The sequence below is a fragment of the Lutibacter sp. genome (genome assembly GCF_016342705.1).
In the GTDB taxonomy this organism is placed as follows: domain Bacteria; phylum Bacteroidota; class Bacteroidia; order Flavobacteriales; family Flavobacteriaceae; genus Lutibacter.
Map to the genome: position 1 here is coordinate 181,654 of NZ_JAEINV010000004.1, position 20,817 is coordinate 202,470.

The window sequence follows — 20,817 nt, forward strand, 5'->3', positions numbered from 1 at the left end:
CTAAAATCACCCTCTAAAACTTGTTTGAGTGGTACTTTTTAACAAAAAAAAGAGGCAATTGGCCTCTTTATTTTGTTTACGTGGATTAATTTTAATTTAAAAATAGCTTTTTAATGAAAAAACCATCCTCCGTTTCTACTTTAAGAACATATATACCATCTGAAACATTTACCGGGTAGGCAGCCTCTTGTAAAATACCAGTTGTTTTAAAACTTTTAATGTTTTGTCCTAAAATACTAAACAAACTAATTTCAGTAATTTTAAGTAACTTTTTATTCTTTACTATTACGGTTTTATCGTCCTTATTAAAATAGACTACAAAATCCTTATTTAATGATTCATTATGAACAGAAAGCGCATTGTTTGTTTTAAAAGTAACTGAAAATTTAGTATGATACTCTCCTGCTGGTAAATTTGTTTGATAGGTGGTGTTTGTAATATCATATATTTGATTTGTATCCCTATCTTTTAAAAACACTCCTAAATTGTCTTCTATATTTTCTAATGCATCTACTTTAATAGTTATTAACCCTCCTTCAGTAGTGACCACTCCAATAGGTATTTCTTTATTTATTTCAACTAAATTAGTAGCCTGTATTACATATTTTTTATTTTCAATCATCCAATACATATCATCTTCAAAAATTTCATATATTTCTGCATCATAGCCCCAATCATACCCGTCAGTTGCAACTTCATCAATTGTAAGCAACAATTGCCTATGATCAATTTTAGGCGCGTCAAAACCAATCCTGTATTTTGGTCTAAGATCCGCAGTTGTTTTATTTAAGGCTGTAGACTTCGCATTTTCACCTTTCATAAATACTGAACTTCCCCCTGCTTCAGTTTCAAATACTCTTTGGCTGTTTTTAAAAATAATGGTTCCTCCATCTGGATCTCCTTGTACAAAGAACCCTTGTGCAACAGGCAAATACTGTTCTGGCATTTTAACAGCACTTCCCGAAGCACTTACAGCTGGGTGTGCTGTGGCCTGAACACCTCCACCCAAACTATAGGTTCCGTAACCTGCCTGATAATCTTTTAAATTGTGTGTATCACCACCATAATGTTCCCAATAATAAATTGCTCCTGTAATAGATGATGTTCCAGTTGGACCATTGTCTATAATAAACTTTCTACTGTCTATGGCACATGGATATGGATTCCCTATTAAATAATCATAAGTGCCAGAAACCGCTAATGTAATATCTCCATTGTTTGGTTTTCCAACAAATACATAATTTTGATCTGGCGCACCCGGATTTCCGGTTCCTTTCATTAAAAATCCTTCTCCTGGGTATAAATTACCAGTGCTTCTAATTTGTTGCCATGAACTATAATCATTATCGGGAGAATTAGCATATTTATACATCCAATAGGTGCTTAAAGTCATAGGAGAAGTAGCGCCATCATAACTAGTATTGTTAAATACTATTGGTCCTGGAGCACTTGGTATTGTACCATCTTTTAACACATTGGCAATGGTAAAAGGTGTTCCTGCAGCCGTGTTAGTTCTAATTACTGGAGATGACCAATCATTATAACGGTACCTATTTCCAACTCCTTGCTGATCCCTTTCTATATAACCCGTACTTGAAGCATCTAAATCACTATCTTCACCTTGTACTAATTGTGACTCTCCATCTAAATCTATGACGCCGTTTAATAATAAATAATGTGATATTGTTAAGTGATTATTGGCATTAATTGATAATTCGTTGGTATTATTCAGCAATCCTAAAACAGTAACTCCACGAGTTGTATTCACGTTGTTATTAGTTGCTACAATATTCCAATCTACTGGCGTTCCATAAATTATTGAATTTGGTAGGTATTGCACTGTATTATTCAGCCATGTTCCCGCGGTATCCCAGTTTCCATTTGTAGCAGATTCATAAGGCAATGGTGCTGTTTGAGCTTCCACTAGTTGTTTATCTTTTGTTAAATATTTAATACGCGCCCAATATTTATTTAATGAATTATCTTCAACAGTAGTACCATAATAGGAATTCATATCGTAATACGCCTCTAAATCAGACCAATCTCTAAGCTTAATATCATTCTTAGTAATTGTTTGTGGGAGAATTTTACCATTTACTTTGGTTGTAAATACTTCAATTTCTTGATTCATAATATATCTTATTTCCGTCACGCTTAAAGCGGCATGCCAAATACGGACTTCGTCTACAGTTCCATTAAACGATGCAATACTGTTTTTATTGGTATATAAAGCGCCGATTGAAAATTTATACGCGCTACTTGCTGGGTTGCTTAGGCCAGTTACCGTTTTATCCAAAACACCATCCAAATACAACATTGCTGTTCCAGCACTAAAACTTAGCGCTATATGATGCCACTTATTGGTAATAGTGTTTGTTGATGTTAGCTGTGTACTTCCATTCCAATCTACCACAACTTGATTGCTGCCATTTATTTTAAAATTAAATCCGGTTCCTTTTGAAATAAAACTTCCTCCAACTCCATTATTTTGCACCCAAGCCGAAACGGTAAAATTAGTTGTTAATTCTAAACTACTATCTCCCAAAAGAAATTCGCCTGCTCCAAAATCTACCCTACGCTTTTGAACTACCCTAGTAGCCTTTGCAATGGTAAAATATTTTGCTGTTCCTAATGCAATAGTACCATCAAAATCATACCAAACTTCAGAAGTTAAACCATTAACCGTAAAGGGAACAACATCAATAATATTAGCATTTCCAAAACTTGCGTTATCAGAAACCACTAACATATATTCTTCGTTTGCTATTAAAGGAATATTACTTGCTAAACTTGCTGTTGGTATTGACACCACTACCTCTGGCACATCGTTTTTACTTTCCATAATTTTCCATTTCCTAGAAACGGGTGTAAATGTAGTGGTAACACCACTTAAACTAATACTTCTGGAAGCTTCAGATGCTGTGTTAAAGTTACCATTATTGTTTCCCCAAACTAAGAAATCTCTATCTGTTGTAAAACTTAATTTGTTATTACTAACATTTTGACTATTTGTACTAACCACTTCTCCTAATCCAATGGTTATTAAACTACCTGTATTTACACTTTTAGATTGTTTTTGATTTAATGACGAATTATCATCTCTACCTATTCCAGCAATATCATAATTAAATCCAGCGTTTGCTGTTGTGTCCCAAATAACATTCCCATTACTATCAACATAATTTTTACTTGTCCCGTTTACACCTAGAGTAATACCATACTTAATCGCTAAATAGCTTTCTATTTTTTTTCGTTCTGTTACATCATTTTTACGCACAGAATATGTAATTACTTCGGCAATTCTTCCATCGAAACTCCCATTCCAATACTGACTTCTACCTAACCAATATCTTGTGTTATTAATCATCTTATAATTGCTTAAATCACTAGTAGTTGTGCCTACAATATTTGAGTTTAGATAAATTTCCATGTTTGTATTAGAAGCATTTTGTTGAACATTAATAATGCCTATTTGATTGTAATTGGTTGAACCACTCGTGTCTGCACGCCCATAACCGCTGTTAAGCCAAGGTTCAGGAGGAGATGGGTTTTTTTGCTGTGTGGTACCTATACAATAAGTAAAATATTCATTAACAAAACGAGCTGTATATCCTCCATAACCAACTCCAGTTACATCTTCAGAATAAGTTGTTTCTGCAGGGTCTGTACTAGTAAAAGTGTCCATCGGAATCATAGTGGTAGTAATTGATGGATCTGGTATTACCACCATAAAAATGTCATTACTATTAAAACCTCCTGTTCCTTTCAATTCATCTCTTGTATTAATATAAGACATGTCCGGAGCCGAAGTGTTATTATCATTTTCAAAATCAATTACAGGGTTAAAGTTTAAATTTCTTGCCAAACTATTTCGATATACTGGTTCTTCACCAGGGACAACAACCTCTGCATCATTACCTTTACCTATATCAACCCACTTGCTTACATTACTTCCATCTAATGCCACGTTAAGCCCATCTAGCTTATCAGCTCTTAACCATAAATCTAAATTGGTAGTTATTCCTCCAGGGCCTTTTATTGGAGTTTTATAAGTTGTCCCTGAAATAGTAACTTTATCAAAATATATATATTCATTATTATCACTAGAATTGCTTCTAACTCTAAATTGAGCAGTTGAAGTTATTGGAAAAGTATTTGTTGTTTTAAATAGAGTAACTGTTTTCGCTAAAAAATAGTTATTGCCAAAATCACCAGTTTTTGTAGTAAATGTAATATCTCCTTTTCTAAAAGTTGCTATAATTTTCCAAGAAGCTGTGGAAATATTTCTATATTCAATATAGAATTCTTCATAATTATCGAACCCACTGGCATAAAAGAAAAACTTGAAATCTACTTTATCATATGCAGAAAGTGCGAATGACGGGCTTATCCAGTTTGAAGAAGTTGTATTACCTCCAATACATAAATCGTATGTGCCGCTATAAGCATTAGAATTTGAACGAAAAGCATTTGCACCCCCATCTAACCAACCATCTACACTTGATTCAAAGTCTGCTTGATGAATAATTGTAGTTTGCGAAAAAACATTCGTAAAAAATAATATAAACAATGCAAATAAAGTAGTAATTTTTTTCATAAACATACGGGTGCTATGTTATTTCGAAAATTTAAATAAAATGCTTTTTGAAGAATTTTATGTTTCCTATTTAAATTAAAATTGACTCTATAGTAGGAGTTCTTTTTTATTCAAACTCATACATAGTTAAAGAACTAGTTATTAACAATAATTTAATATATAAACTATGTTTTAATGAAAATCATTTTAAATTTCATGGTGTTGGGGTTTTGGACTGACTAAAGTAGTAATATAAAATGTAACTTCCTAATTTAAAGCGGTTTATTTTTTTAATAAACAGGTGGATAAATACTATGTATAACTTGTTTTATATAGTAAATGGTAAAATTACCATCTAAATAATAATAAGATACTAAATTTAATTCTTGAGAAAATAGTTAATAAACTTTATTTTTTAGTTTATAGTTAATGCTCATAAAACTACTAAATACTCAACAACAAAGAAAGAGATAAATTTCTACCGGGTGCGCTTATGGATGATGCGAATTCTTTGTAATGTACATCCAAAATATTGTCTACATTAACAAAGCAAGTAATACTATTATTAATTTTGTAATTAGAATTAAAATTTATGGTATTCCAGCTAGGGGAACCATAATACTGATTGGTTTCAGTAATAAATGGCACTTGTTCCACACTATCAATACCTTCAATTAAATTATAATCTTCTAATTTCTTTTTTTGATTGAATTTGAAATTTACATTCGCTTGAAAGCGCTCTTTTTCAAAACCAATTTCAAATAAGCCAAATATAGGCGGTATGGAAGAAAGCGGCTCTTTTGTATCATAAGCCATTCCTTTGGTGTATGTTACTGAACCTCTTGTAAACCATTGTTCATTAATGCTTCCTTTTAAGCTAAAAGTGCCTCCAATAATATAAGCATTGTCTTTATTTACATTTGCCACAACGTTTCCAACTTCTCCATCATACACAATAGTTTGGCTATTATTTAATGTATAATAATCTCTCGTAATATAATTTGATAATAAGGTGTAATAAACATTTAAGCCCGTTTGAAATGTTTTTTCTTTGAAATATTTTAAAACACTGGTTTCAAAATTATAGACATATTCTGGCTCTAAACTCGTATTTGGCACTGTTACATTACCAGATTTCTCTCTAACTTTGCCAATATCATCTAAATTTGGTGCTCTAAATCCTGAAGAAACCACACCATTTAACTGCCAATCATTTTTGGGTTTAAAAGCATAACCAATGGTGGCGGTTACTGCCGAAGTATTTAAAGAGATATCTGAGTCTGGAAGCGTTATAAACGTATTATCTATCCATTTAGCGGTTAAGTTGGTATTTACATATCTAATACCTGTATTTAAGGTGGATTTTTTATTAATATCTTGTCTGTAATTTACATAGGTTGCCACACTTGTACTTGTTCCACCTCCATCTGGATATCTTGATTGTACCACAAAGTTATTTGAAAAACCAACCACTTTATCTCCATAAACTTCTAAAGTTCTACCGTAAGCGTTAGAACCTACATCATTATGAGTTCCTTCAAAACCGTACGATAAAATTCTGTTTTTTGCGGAAGTAAGTGGCACAAAAAAGTCGCCATTTAAACTAAATACATCAACATTTTCAATTCTATAAGTTCTATCTAAGCTGAAAAATTTTCTTTGAATTCTAGATTCTTCCACATCTTGATATGCTGCTGTAATAACTCCACTCTCTAACCATTTTTTATTTGAATTTAACTTTAATTGGGTTGAAAAAAGAAATCTTTTTTGTGGTCCGTAGTACGATTCTGCATTTTTTAATTTCCCATTTGAATATTCTGCTAAATCTTCAAAATTATTAATGTTTGATGACGTTGAATACTGAAAATTAAACACCAAATCATTTTTTGTGTTTAAAGGTATTACCACTTTCTGCAAAATATCAGTTTGATTATAATCCGTGTTTTTTTGTACATATTCCTTTGAATTTATTACGGAGTTTGCATTGTAAAAAGTGTTTGTATTATTTGAATATTCAACTACTTTTCCCCAATCTTCAAAGCCATGAGTTCGGTTTTTTCCCATTTTTGTTTCTCCAAATTCACTATAAGAAACACTGGTGTAAGAAGCCCATTTTTTTCTTCTAATTTCTACATTAGCTTCATTGGTAATTTCATTATTAACGGAACTAAATCTGGAATATACCGCGCCATTTACCTCCTCTATATCACTAACTTTTGGCGTTTTTGTAAAATAATGTATGACCCCACCTAATGCGTCAGACCCATAAATAACTGAGGATGGTCCAAAAATAACTTCAGTTCTTTCTATAACGTTTGGTGATACTGTAATAGAATTTTGCAAATGACCTGTTCTATAAATTGCATTATTCATTCTAACGCCGTCAACTACCAATAAAACTCTATTAGCTTCCATTCCTCTTAAAACCGGACTTCCTCCACCCGATTGGGTTTTTTGAACTCTAATCCCTGGTAAATTCGCCAATAAATCAGCCGATGTTTGTGGCGCAATTTTTTTAATTTCTTGTAGCGATGCTATTGTAAATTGCTCGGCTACTCTACTTCTTTTTTCTTCCCCTTTTGATGCCGATAGAATAATTTCATCTAATTGTTCTGATCGCTTATTTAAATAAACAACAAACTCAATAACTGATAATTCGCGCTTTAAAATTTCAAATTCATAATACGATAAATGATTGAATGAAATAATATCAACGTCTTTAAAATCGGATAAATCCGCAATTCCATTTTTATTGGTTGAAACAACCGTATTATTTGAATCGTTATAAATGGTAACTCCTTGAATTGGAAAGTTTGAACTTCTATCTACAACCTTAACTTGTTGTGCGTAGGTAGAAATTGAAAAAATTAAAAGTAAAAATAATACTCTCATAATTAGTTAAATACAGACTTTAATACATTTAAAGACTTCGGTTTTTTAAAACCACTTAAATGCAATTCAAAATATTGAATTAAAATTGTTAAAATTGATTGTCTATTTGTTGCATTAAAATCAACCATATGCAACGCATCAAAATTAATACCAAAGAGCTTCTTAAATTGAACTAAATTTTCACCTTCCACAGTATTAGAAGTTCTTGAATTTGTAAAACACCCTTCTAATAAATCAAAATACAAGCTATTAAATTGCTGTTTTTCTGGATAAAACCCTAAATATTTGGTTAAATTCAATAAAAAGAGCAAATGAAAATTAGAAATATCTTCATGGGTATCTAGCCATAAAAAAGACGTTTCTAAATAGGAAAATAACGTGCTGTTTTGCTCTTCTTCTCGTATTGAATAATATAAAATTTCTGATAAAAATAATGCAATCGACTGTTTTTTAATATCGGTATGCAAATAGCTATAAAAATTAATGATTTCAATATCTCTAATGGAATTTAAAGCACCCTTATTATTATGATTTGCAGTTAAAATTAGCTGATTTAAAGGTTGAAAATAAGCTGATCTGATTTTTCCTTTTTTAGATGTTAAAATTCCCTTTAACATATACGTTTTTATACCGCATTTTTCGGTATAACAGGTTGCAATTAAGCTTGTATCTCCGTATTTTATAGTGTTAATTACTATGGCTTTGGTTGCTTCAATCATTTCTAATTGATAATTGCAATTTTAGTTATGGCTGTTTCTGTGCCATCACTAGAAGATACTAATACAATATAAATTCCAGAGGCCACTTTCTTCCCTCCTAAATTTGTTTTATCCCACACAACTTTACCACCATACAACTCCTGTCCTTCTTTCACATTTGTCTCATAGACTAAGTTCCCTGCTGTATCTAAAATTTTTACATTTGTTTTATTCGGTAAATGAGCCCCTTTTCTACCATCTATTGTAATAAAGTTATTGCTTTTTGTTGATGGATTTGGAAATGCATATACTTCCGTTAAGCTTTCTCCATAAGAAGCTACGTTACTTTTATAAGCAACAATTCCTTTGTCTGTAGCAAAATACACTTTCCCTGAATTATTGTCAATGGCTATTTTTAAAATATTATTTGAAGGTAATGGTGAATTATCTTTATTAAAACTTTTTAAAGTAACTGTACCGTTTGGATTTGTTTGTAAAACGCCTCCTGTAGCCGTACCAAACCATTTATTATCAGCACCATCAATGGCTATTGAATTTACAACTTCCTCTCCCAATAATTTTTTTGGTATTCCGTTTTCTGAAAATATTACCGGTTCTGCTTCTATAGAATTACTATCAAAAACATTACTTGCATTGTAAAGCACAACTAAACCGCCCAAAGTACCAATCCATAGCCTATTACTTTTATCCATTTGTAATGTTCTAACGTTTAAATCTGGTAACAATCCTTTAAACTGTTCACTCGTTAAAGCTTTTTTTCTATTTCCATTTTCATTAAAAACTAAAATGCCATTTCTTCTAGATCCAATCCATACAGTATTTAAATTATCAACTATTAACTCGTTCAAACCAAAAGCATTATTAGTTATTACAGCACTCATATCAAAACTAGACCAAGTTCCATCTAATGAATACTTTTTTACACGTTTATCAACCCAAGCATTTGCTATCCATAAATTTCCTTGAGAATCAAATGCAGATCCATTTATTCTAATACTCACATAGTTTGGATTTGAGTACACCAATTTTTCCAAGCCACTGTTTAAATGGTTCCAATGAGTTACTACTTCATTATTTTCAAGCACAAGCATTCCACCGCCCCAAGAACTTATATACACTTTATTTTCAGCTAATGGATCAAATGTAACATGTACTAAATCACTTAAATTTAATTTATTATATGGAATGTTTACCCATTTACTGGAGTTAAAGTGACTTACGCCATATCTTTTCCCTAAAGGTGTATAGGATTGATCATAACTCCCATAAACTATCCATAAATCACTATTTTTAACTGCAATTGAAAATGGATAATTGGTATAAGGCCCATTTGGGTGAATTTCTTGAAAATCTTCTAAATCATTTTTATGGCTTTTAAGTATGCCATACTCCATGGTTCCAATTAAAAGTGATTCATCTTCATAAAAAGCCGTATTTACATTAAAATAATATGGATTTGAGGAAGATGACGTATATTTTAATTGCTCCACATTGTCTATGTTATTTACATATACAACTTTAGCTGTTGATATTGTTAAATAATCCGAAGTAGCTCTTAATTTAATTATAGCCTGAGAATATGCTTTAACATTTACTAATGCATTGTTTTCAATACTATATAATGTCCTATTATTTGCTGCGTACATTTTATTATTAAAAACCTCTATAGCGCTAAAATTACCTGAAAAATAGTGTGCCCAGTTATTAAAATCTATTAAGTTTGGATTTGTTAAATCCGCTATATAAATACCATTTTCAGTGGCTGCATAAATTTTATTTTCAAAGATTTTAATTTGATTAATGTATAGTTCTGAAGATTGATTTCCAATAAAATAGGTATCTCCAAACTGTAACTTTTCTAAATCATACACAATTATTGCAAATGATGTTGCAATGTATATTTTATTTTCAAATTCAAAAATATCATTAATCTTCTTGTTTCCTGAATAATTAAAATTAACAATGTCTTTAGCAACGTTTATTGTACCATTAGAGTCAATTATTTCAATTAATCCATTTTCATAACCAATGACTGTTTTTTTAAACTTTTTACTATAGCAAAAACTTGATGTTGATTCCCCAGACAAGCCGTTAATAGAAGACATTTTTTTCACATTCCCATCTAAAAGATTGTAGGTAAAAAAAGCATTATCAGAAATGGCGAAAATTTCATTATCAATTTTCACAAAATCTTTCACATTATTATAAGAATAATAATCTTCCCAAGAATTAGAAAAGTCCACTTGACTCCATGCTTGGAAAATTGTAAATAAAAATAGTATTTGAGTGAATTTTTTCATAAATAATTCAAATATATTTATTTATTTCATAGCATTTAATTAAAGTAAAGTAAAATGCAAAAAAAAACCTTGAACATTGTAATACGTACTTACAATGTTCAAGGAATAAATAAATCAACCCCAAAGACTTATTTAATGTTTTAAATGTATAGTGCCAAAACCCCTCTTGACAATAATACATAACAAATATACTCACGAATATTCTTTTTTTTCAACAAAATATACAAAACGAATTAAAAAATATGCAAATGGTAAGATTTACTAAATAAATGGTATTTTAAACTGAAATATAAGGGAATTGAATTAAAACTTGAGTACCTGTTTTAAACCCATCACCAATGTCTTTTGTTTCAATTTTTACGTTTTTATTTTGATATAACATACGTATCCTATTTTCTGTAGCTTCAATACCGAAAAATTTACGCTTATGAGACATATGAGATTGCTCTTTTGCTATATTAATACCTATTCCATTATCCATTACCAAACACAAAACACTTTCTCCTTCCAATTTAATTTTAAGCTCAATAAACTTATGGCCTTCTATTTTCATGATTCCATGCCAAATAGAATTTTCTATAAAAGGTTGTAAAAATAATGGAGGTACTTTTATCTTATCTAAATTTACGTTTTTATCAATATTTACTACATAATCGAATCCTCCACTCACACGCATTTGTTCCATTTTCACATACAATGCCAAAATATCAAGTTCCTCGGATAGTTTTGAAGTTGGGCTAGATGAACTATTTAAAATAACCCTAATAAGTTTAGAGAATTTTGTAATATAGTCAGACGCCTTTTCAACTTCGTTTTTTATAACAAAATTATTTATTGAATTTAATGAATTAAATAAAAAATGTGGATTCATTTGACTTTGTAAAGCTGTCATTTTAAGTTCCTCCATTTCTTTTAATTTCACTGCTAGTCGCACTTCTGCATTTTTGCTTTTTTGCTCAATTCTTTTAATAATAAACCCAATAATTACAGAAAAAATAATACACTGTAAAATAGCTCCCAAATAAATAAAGAACATTGGCTGTACTCCTAAATTTAAAAAAAAGTCAGGTCCAATAAATAATTCTAAAAAGCTAATGTTAGCTAAAAAAACGTATATAAATGATCCTAACACAAAATAAAATGCAGAAGCATCTTTTATTCTAGTAAGAATTATATAATAAGAAATTATGGTGAAAATTGATACAATGGGCGCTACAATAGAAAACGCTTTAATTTGAAAATTGTAATCAAAAATCAATTGAATTAATACAAATAATGCCGCCAACATCAACAGTATTTTTATTGCAAATTCAAAATATCTATCCCATTTTATTAAATGCGTTCTACTATCCAATAAATCTCTAGCAAAGGCTATATATGCAGCGTAGGCTAAAAATTGAACTGCAAAGTTTGTGTATAAAAATATTCCTGAGTATTCCGCAGAAACAACATGTTTTATGAAGTAAACAGATAGGGCTAATAAATACAAACTGTAGTATAAATACAGCTTACTTTTATTCTGAAAAAAAATCAATAGATGATACACGAATAAAACGAATAAACCTCCTCTTATCCACGAAAATATTTCAGAATGAAAATCTAAAAGCATTCTTAATCCAGATATAATTTTTTAAATAATTCAGCTTTTCTGTTTCTACTAATACTCGCTGTTAAACCATTTGTCATTATCAACTCGCCTCCTAGTCCTTTTAGATATTCCTTCACATGATTTAAATTAATTAAATAAGAATTATGAACTCTAAAAAATTGAGTGAAAGCAAATTTTTTCTCAACTTCTTTTAACGTTTTTGACACTACAATTTCTTGTTCCGATTTAAGGTAGATAGTCGTATAACTTTTATCTGATTTCAACATTACAACATCATCCTTTTCTAACAAATATACCTTACCGTCTGCTGAAATATTTATTTTGTCAGTATTTTCATTTAAATTACTCAATAAAAGTTGTAATTTATTCTCCAATAAATCACCTTTTTGAGATTTTATTATTTTTCCCATTGACGCTAACAATTCGTCTTTATCAACTGGTTTTAATAAATAATCAATTGCTGAAACTTTAATTGCTTTTAAAGCAAACTCATCATGAGCAGTGGTGAAAATTAAATTAAAATCTCTGTTTTCCAAATGCTCTAACATTGTAAAACCATCCATTTCAGGCATTTGAATATCTAAAAAAACCACATCTGGTTTTTCTTCATTAATAATATCAATTGCTTTAATGGGCGAATTACAAGTGGTAACCTCAATATTTTCAACGTAATTATTTAATTTCCATTCAAGAGCTTCTAAGGCATCTTTTTCGTCATCTACAAGTAAAATTTGTAACATAATTTATGGGTTGAAGTTAGCTTCTTTTGGTTGCAAGATACAACTTTTGAATATATGTTCAAATAGTTAAATATTTATTTTAATTCGACTTTTAATTTCATTCCCTGTATTATCAACTGCTGTTATAACATAGGTTCCTTGCTTTGGAGTAATATTTATTTCATGAATGTTTTCGGTTTTAGCTATAAATTCATCATTTAAATACCAATATATTAGTGATTTAGGATTGGAATGAATAATTTTTAAAACCAACCCATTTTGTGATTCCTTAAAATCTTTTGTTAAATAAAACGTACTATTATCTTTTGGAACTAAAAACTCCATATTTGAAGTGTTTTCACCGTAACAATCACTTCTAAAGTTTGGTAAATTTTTATAAAAAGGATTCCTTTTTTTATAGTAATATGCTTGTAAAGGTGGCAGCACAAACCAATTTTTATGCACTATATTGGTTAGTGTTTCACACGATGTATTTACTTGAAATTTTTCATTTTTATCTAAATGAACTAATTTATGATATGGACAAGGAGCCGTTTTTAAGCCTGATTGTTGCACAAAAGTCAATTTCTTTTCTTCGCAAAATTCACTAGCTCTATAACCACTTTTACTACAAACCTCAACTTCTACCAACTCATCAAATGGTTTTGAAAACCAATTACTCTGTGGTAAGGTATTAAAAACATCAAATAAAATAGGAGCTGCAGCAACTATTCCAACCAACCCTGGTCTTCCTTCTCCATCAGCATTTCCAACCCAAACACCTACTACATAATCTTTTGTGGTTCCAACAGCCCAAGCATCTCTATAACCAAAACTTGTACCCGTTTTCCACGCAATTTTATTAGCGGAATCAAAGAAATCCCAATTATCCTCTCCCTCTGGTCTGTTTACTTCATTTAAAGCTTCAAAAGTTAAATAAATAGCGCCTGCATTAAAAATTGTTTTTTCTGTTGAAATTTCCCCTAAGTCTGGTTCAAAATCCGCTAAATAAGACGGTTCTAAAAATTCATTTTTATAATAATTTCCATTGGTTTCTTCAAAATGATTTATGGTTGAAGCCATTGCGCCATAGCTTTTACATAAATCCCATAAATTGCTTTCAGCCCCACCTAAAATTAAAGATAATCCGTAATGATTTGCGCCATATTTCACATCCTTCAACTTCATTTTTTGTAAATACTCATGAAATCTTTCCAATCCAAAACTTTGCAACATTCTAACCGCAGGAACATTTAACGATCTTCCCAGAGCAACGCTTGCAGGAACAGCTCCATCAAATTCCTTGTTGAAGTTTTGCGGATTGTAACTCCCTATTTGAGTAGGAATATCCGCAACCAGTGTATTTGGTAAAATATCGCCAGCATCTAGCATTGCCGAAAATAAAAATGGTTTTAAAATACTTCCTGTACTTCTAGCTTTTGTTACAATATCAACATCTTTTTGATGATTTTTTGTGGTAGGAGCATTTCCAACATACGCCAACACTTTGCGTGTTTTAACATCTAAAACCAACACCGCTATATTATGAATCTGATTTTGACTTAAATCTAAATAATTATTTTTAACAATCTGATTTACTGTTTGTTGAAAGTTATATTTTACAGATGTCCTCACCCGTTTTCCGTGATAATTTAACGAAGCGTTTTGCAATAAATGCGGTGCAATTTGTGGAATAGCTACTACTTTCTGCGGTAATTCTTCTTCAATCGCCAAATCATACGTTAATTTATCTATAATACCTTTTTCTTGTAATTTTTTTAATAAACGATTGCGTTTTTGTTTCAATCGTTCTTGGTTTTTACCCGGATAAATTAAACTTGGAGCGTTTGGGAGCACTGCTAAAGTAGCACTTTCTGCCCACGATAAATTATCGGGTACATTTCCAAAATAACGCCAAGAAGCAGCATCTAAACCCACAACATTACTCCCAAAAGGAGCATTTGAAGCATACATTGCTAAAATAGCTTCTTTGGAATAGCCAACTTCTAAACGTGTAGCTAAAATTAGTTCTATCAATTTTTCAAAATAGGTACGCTTTTGGTTTTTACGTGCTAACCGAATTACTTGTTGCGTTAATGTACTTCCGCCTCTTTTTACCCGCTTCGATTGAAAATTTTGATAAACAGCTTTAAATATTGATACTGGATTAAAGCCTGGATGTTTATAAAAGTAACCATCTTCAAACTGAATAATACATTGTTTAAATTTATATGGAACACTATCATTTTGTGGAAAACGCCATTGACCATCTTTGGCTATTTGAGCCCCCAATAAATTACCTTCAACACTTTCAATAACGGTGGAAGTTGGGTTTTTAAACAACTTTTTGGGCAACATAAAATAATAAGCCGTTAACAATATAACGGCCATTATTAATTTAATTTTATGTTTTTTAATTAAATTCATTAAAAAATTACGGTTTCAAAACCTCAATCCATTGACCTTTTGTTCGTGTAAAATAATCATTATCGTACATGGCTTCGGCTTGCAATCCGTATAAATAATAAGCTCCTAAATACGATGCATTTAACAACACTTTAAAAGTTTTTGTTTCGTTTCGTTTTAAATCGAAATAAAAATGAACGCGATCATCTTTAATATCTGTATAATTAGCACTGCCAGCGGTTGTGCTTCCAAAATCAGTAAATCTGGTATTTACAATTTCCCAACCCGATGGAAATATTTCTGTAAGGGCAATATTCTGAACTTGTTCTTGTTTCAAATTACTAATAGTGACTTGCGCTTCAAATTCTGTTCCCTGAGCTAATTTAGAAACATCAATATATTTTCCTTCTGTATTTTTATATACAACATTCACTCCCAAACCTCGTTTTTCAACAATTTCTTCACCTAAAGGTAAAATTCCGCTGGTTATAATATTTACAAAAACCAAATTAGCATCCTTATTCACTATTGAAACGGTGTTTTTACCCTCTTTAATTAGTAATCCACGTTGCGCAATTGCAAATTTAGAATCGATACTTTCTGCTTTATTCGCATTCACCGTGTATTGCAATTTTATGGACTTCCCCCCATTCATTTCAACCATTTTAGCCATTGAAAGCAAGCAATAAGCAGTTGTTTGTGTACTCATCCAACTATTTGATGATAAACGTTTTGCAATATATTTAGCCAATTCTTTTGAAGTTGAATTACCCGTTAACAACATGGTTTCCATGGCCATTGCTCTATTTCTATCTATAGAACCATAGGTGTAATAATCATTATTATTTCCTTCAAAATTTAAATTAGCTGTTCTTGAAATTTTTACCGCCGCTTCTTTTTGTCCGGCTAAAGCATACGCAGCTGCCAAACGCCATTTTGCATCGTTAGATAAACCACTATATTCTCGTAAACGGTTCATAGATGATAAATCGGGATAACCAGCCAATGCCAACGTATACAACCTGTATGCTTGGGATAAATCGGAATAATTACTTCCTGAACGCCAATCTCTGGCTGCTTGTTTTTGATATTTTAACCAATTTGATATAAATGTTAGCGGCAACACATACCCTTTTTTTGAAGCTTCTATCATAAAATGACCTGCATAACTTGTTCCCCAATCATTTGCGAAATTTTGTCCTAACCAATAACTTAATCCACCTGAAGGTGTTTGAAAATTTCCTAAACGCTCAATAGCCTCTTTTATGTTTTTTGATATTTCTTGTTTTTGTTGATAAGTTATATCAAGAATATCGCTTAAAAATAACTGTGGAAAAACACTTGACGTTGTTTGTTCTACACAACCGTGTGGATATTGAATTAAATACTGCATTCTACCAGAAAAATCCATTGGAGGTAAGGTAGAAAATTCAATAGTTGCATAATTACTTCCTTTTACTCCAAATGTTGCAAAATTAATAGTTTGAGTTGCGTTTGGTGACAATTCAACATTTGTTGATTTTGAGGAAACTGGATTTGGATTTACCACATCAATTTCAACTTTATATGTCGATCTTTCTCCGTTTCCTTCTGCAATAACTTCAATAGTTCCAATGCCTTTTACATTTGAAACATCTAATTCAAAGTTCACCATTTTTTCATCGGGATTTGCAAATGAAATGCTTTTTGATGAAGCGCCAACTACTTTAATTCCGTTAGATAATTTTAAACTAATTTGAACATTTTTAACCTTATTTTCCAACGCAAAAACCGTAACTGGTAAGGTTACTTTTTCGCCCGGACTTAATTTACGAGGAAGCGAAGCCAACACCATTAATGGTTTTCTAACAGGTGATGTAAATTCTGCATTTCCATAAGCGCCGGTTTTGTTATCAGCTGCAATTACCATAGTTCTAACAGAACCAATGTATTTTGGCAATTGAATGATATGACTGGCTGTTTTCCCTTTTTCCAAGGTAAACGGACCAATATAACGCACTACAGGTTTAAACCTATTAGCTTTGTTGTTTTTGGCTGGCGCAGCTTCACCATCGCCTCCAATACCAAAAACTTGCCCAATTTTTCCACCGTAAGCTCCAATTACATCATCAAAAATATCCCATGTTTTTACACCCAAAGCTTCACGCGTGTAAAAAGCATTCCAAATATCAGGTGTTTTATAGCGTGTTAAATCTAACAAACCTTCTTCAACAACTGCAATTGTATAAGTAATTTTTTTACCTGATTTTTCTTTTAATTTTAAGGTAAATTTTTCTTCAGGTTTTAACACTTTTGGCATGGTAATAATTGGCTCTAAACGTGTATTTGCATCTTCAACCAATAAAGGAATAACACCATACAAACGCAACGGAAAATCGTTAGCTGTTGATGCATGTGGTTGTAATAACGTAATATTTACAAACACATTCGGTGCCATTTCTTTGGTAATTGGAATTTCTACCTTTGTTTCTCCTTTTTGTGTTTTTTGCCATACCTTTTGTAAAACTTCCGTTCCGTTTTCAATACTAATTAAAGCGTTTCCGTTTGTACCTGATGGAAAAGTAATTACCGCGGTTTCACCAACATTATAGCTGTCTTTATCCGAAGAAAAAACCAACATATTAGAACCTTCAGGATCATTAGAAGGACGTTTCCACCAGTTTTTATAAAAATAAACAGTGGCTCCAGTTGCATGTCCTCCATTTTTATCAATTACACGAATTAAATATCTTCCACCATCGTTATCTGGAATATTTAATTTGAATGCTCCTTTTCCCGATGAATTTGTAGCAACTTTTAATTTTTTATATGGCTTATGAAAACTACTTCCATCGTACGTTGATAAATTATCTGGTGAAGCGCTCCACCACCAGCGCCATTCTACTTTATACACTTCAATATCTAAATTATTTTTAGCGATTGGCTTTCCGCTTTCGGTAATTGTAGCAACATTAAATGTAACATTTTCATCGGTATCATAAGAATTATACGCTTTTGGTTTTGGTAATTTTAACCCAACAAAAGATGTGTAAGGAGCATACTTTTTTGAAATAACATCAATAGAAAAATCGCCGCCGTTTTCGTATGCTTTTGATAAAAAAGCAACGTTTAACATTCCGGGAGCTTTGTTTTCTAAATTTATTTTTTTATTGATGGTTGCTGTACCATTTTCATTTAAACTTCCTTCAAAAATTTTCATTTCTTCCGAAGAAAATTCGCGTGTTGGATCGTTAAAAATATAATCTGGCAACTTATCAGAAAAAGCATTGTAATTATTGGTGAATTTAGCATTTACTTCTGCCTTTAAGTTTTTTGCAGGTGTTCCGTGTAGCCATTTTACCGCTAATTTTCCATTCATTGGATTGTTGCTTTTTAGCACCTCATCGGTAAAATCAATATTAATTTTTAGCCTATTAGGTTTAACAGTTTCAACCTTTAATTGTTTGTAAAATTTAGCACCTCCAACAGAAACTGTTCCGTTCCAATTTCCAGTTGGATCGGTGTCAGAAGTTGGTACCATAAATTTATAAAAACCATTTTCACTACTTGAAGTAACTTCACTAAAGGCTAGTTTTCCACGCGCATCGGTTACTTGTAATTTTATAGGATGATTTTTTGGAAGCGGATTTGCATTGTCATTTAAAACAAAGGTTAAATAAATTGAATCTCCAGGTCTCCAAACGCCGCGTTCTCCATATAAAAATCCTTTTAACCCTTTTTGCAGTTTTTTACCAGAAATATTAAAATTGCTTAATGAAAGTGCGTTTCCATCGTCTAATTTTAAGTAGGTTTTATTTTTTCCGTTTGAAACTATAGCGAAACTGGCAATTACGTCGGCGTCAACCCCGGTAAAGCCACTATTATCTGTCACTAGTTGCGCAATTTCTTGTTGCTGATAATTGTACAAAGTAACTTTTGCGCCTCCAATTGGATTGGTTGTTAAAATATCTGTTACTATAAAAAAGTATGAATTATTTTCTCCTTTTTTAGCAATAACACCAATGTTTGAAGCTAAAATGTTTGCTGAAACTACATTATCGCTATTCGAATAATACGCTTTTTTACAAGGATTTTCTCTGTCGCGCCAATTGTAATAATCATCGTTATAACTGTAAATTAAATTATCCCAATATTGTTCTTCTCTTTCCTCTTCATCTTCAGAGATTTCTGCGGTGTTTTGATCGTCAGCATAAAAATCTTCTTCATAATATTCGTCGCTATTATTTTCTTCTGAAGCAATCTCAATTCCATCACATTTATACAAAGAATACGCCTGTTTTATGCTTAATTCTACTCTATAAATTGCGCCAGGATCGGCCTTTATAAGTGTTGATAAATCAACAGAATACGCTTTCCATTTACCATTATCATCCAACTCACTTTTTTGAAGATTGATTGTTTTTTTAGCAATTCTTCTACCTACTCTTACAATATCGTAACTATCATTGCTTCCTAAATTATCTGTTTGCAGAAATTGCAAAATGTTATTTTCAAAAATTTTGATAATTCTTACATCAACAGCTTTTAAATTAACAGCTTCAAAATTAAATTTTAAATCGTTAGAGTTTGGTAAAATTACGCCGCTAGAAATTAATCTAACTTGTGGTTTTAACTGTTCAAAAGCAATAATTTCAGAAAAATTATTTTTTAGTTTATAGCCATCTGTACTTGAAATTCCTTGAAAAACATCTACCCGTACATTACCTGCAACTCTGTTGCTTGGAAATACTTTTAAAATATTTCCATCCATAGCAAAAGTCACATTTTTTACATTTTGAATTTCAACTAATCCATCAAAATTTTGCTGCTTTTTAATTGGGTCAGAGAAATTAATTTTCAAATACTGTTCAGGAGATTGAATAACCTCCACATTTATAATACTGAAATTGTTTTTGCCTGGAATTTTAAAGGAACTTTCTCCTTCATTATCTACATTCATTTTTTTACCTGTCCAAGAAATCATAACTTCAGAATCATCCACAAAGCGTTGAACGCTATCTATAATAAACTGAAATTGTGTACTTAAAGAATCGGATTCATTCCATTTAATTTTAAGCTTTTTATTTTTTTGTGAAGCAGAAAGTATTGTTTTTGCATTTTCTAAGGTTAAGACATCTGTGGTTCTAACAATCCCTTCAATATATTTCCATTCCCTATCGTACGACTGAAAATTTGAAGTGTTTACACTAAAATTTTGCTCAATAGTTTTAAATTTAAAAGTGAAAGTTTTAAATTCTGAAGGAATATTATTATAAATTTTATGAAGTAAAATTGTTACTGTATATTCTGTATTGGCATCCAAATTTTTTGAAGGTTGAAACAGTAAACTTCTTTTATTTAGCGCTATTAATTTCCCATCAATTTCCGGTGAAATGCTTATTATTTTTTGGGAAAGTTCCATGTTTGGCTCCCAAGAATCAACTTCTTTAACCAAATCAATTTTTATCGGTTCGGCAATAGAAACCAACCCAGAAGTTGTGTAGCTAATATACTCTCTAAATTTAAAAATGTTGTTTGGTTCTTGGTTTGAATCTTTTTTACACGAAAACACAATAGCACTTACTAAAAGTGTTAAAAATAGGAATTTCACTTTCAT

At 31.1% G+C, this 20,817-nt stretch carries 8 protein-coding genes; all 8 read right to left on the reverse strand.

Annotated elements, in window-relative coordinates:
- Window positions 1–91 precede the first annotated feature (91 nt).
- Complete coding sequence (locus JEY78_RS05545) at window positions 92–4,597, reverse strand: LamG-like jellyroll fold domain-containing protein (protein WP_291847765.1); 4,506 nt, start codon at window positions 4,595–4,597, stop codon at window positions 92–94.
- Between the two features lie 423 nt (window positions 4,598–5,020).
- Window positions 5,021–7,468: a TonB-dependent siderophore receptor gene (locus JEY78_RS05550; protein WP_291847768.1), complete on the reverse strand. Its 2,448-nt coding sequence runs from the start codon at window positions 7,466–7,468 to the stop codon at window positions 5,021–5,023.
- A 2-nt stretch (window positions 7,469–7,470) separates the two neighbouring features.
- Window positions 7,471–8,187 carry a DNA repair protein RecO gene (gene recO / locus JEY78_RS05555; RefSeq protein ID WP_291847771.1) on the reverse strand — a complete coding sequence of 239 codons (717 nt, stop codon included), beginning with the start codon at window positions 8,185–8,187 and terminating at the stop codon, window positions 7,471–7,473.
- 2 nt (window positions 8,188–8,189) lie between these two features.
- A complete protein-coding gene (locus tag JEY78_RS05560; RefSeq protein ID WP_291847774.1) occupies window positions 8,190–10,487 on the reverse strand; it encodes a two-component regulator propeller domain-containing protein in 2,298 nt (765 codons plus the stop codon).
- Between the two features lie 277 nt (window positions 10,488–10,764).
- Window positions 10,765–12,096 carry a sensor histidine kinase gene (locus JEY78_RS05565; RefSeq protein WP_291847777.1) on the reverse strand — a complete coding sequence of 444 codons (1,332 nt, stop codon included), beginning with the start codon at window positions 12,094–12,096 and terminating at the stop codon, window positions 10,765–10,767.
- 2 nt (window positions 12,097–12,098) lie between these two features.
- Window positions 12,099–12,836: a LytTR family DNA-binding domain-containing protein gene (locus JEY78_RS05570; RefSeq protein WP_291847780.1), complete on the reverse strand. Its 738-nt coding sequence runs from the start codon at window positions 12,834–12,836 to the stop codon at window positions 12,099–12,101.
- A gap of 66 nt (window positions 12,837–12,902) precedes the next feature.
- Window positions 12,903–15,242, reverse strand: coding sequence for a penicillin-binding protein 1C (gene pbpC, locus JEY78_RS05575; RefSeq protein WP_291847783.1), 2,340 nt, complete (start codon window positions 15,240–15,242; stop codon window positions 12,903–12,905).
- Between the two features lie 7 nt (window positions 15,243–15,249).
- On the reverse strand, window positions 15,250–20,817 hold the full coding sequence (locus tag JEY78_RS05580; protein WP_291847786.1) for an MG2 domain-containing protein: 5,568 nt from the start codon (window positions 20,815–20,817) through the stop codon (window positions 15,250–15,252).